Origin of the sequence: Pseudomonas sp. KB_15 (assembly GCF_052114525.1) — a bacterium.
Lineage (GTDB): Bacteria > Pseudomonadota > Gammaproteobacteria > Pseudomonadales > Pseudomonadaceae > Aquipseudomonas.
Window position 1 is genome coordinate 1 of the sequence record NZ_JBFREX010000195.1, and the last position, 469, is coordinate 469.

Genomic DNA, 469 nt, shown 5'->3' on the forward strand with positions numbered 1-469 from the left:
GTCTTGTTCACGTGCTGGCCGCCCGCGCCGGACGCGCGGAAGGTATCGACGCGCAGGTCGGACGGGTTGATCGTCTTGTTCACGTGCTGGCCGCCCGCGCCGGACGCGCGGAAGGTATCGACGCGCAGGTCGGACGGGTTGATCTCCACCTCGCCCACCTCGTCCGCCTCCGGCATTACCGCCACGGTGCAGGCCGAGGTGTGGATGCGGCCCTGCGCCTCGGTGGCCGGCACGCGTTGCACGCGGTGCCCGCCCGACTCGAACTTCAGCTTCGAGAACGCCGCGTCGCCGGCAATCCGCACGATCACTTCCTTGTAGCCGCCCAGGTCCGACTCGGACTCGCTCATCACCTCCACCTGCCAGCGCTGCCGTTCCGCATAGCGCGTGTACATGCGGAGCAGGTCGGCGGCGAACAGCGCGCTTTCCTCGCCGCCGGCGCCGGCGCGGATTTCCAGCAGCAGGTTGCGGT

1 protein-coding gene is annotated in these 469 nt (G+C 69.7%); it reads right to left on the bottom strand.

Annotated elements, in window-relative coordinates; translation table 11 throughout:
- Positions 1–469 (bottom strand): PCRF domain-containing protein (locus AB4Z35_RS30425; RefSeq protein WP_442101218.1); only part of this gene is annotated, 469 nt, incomplete at both ends.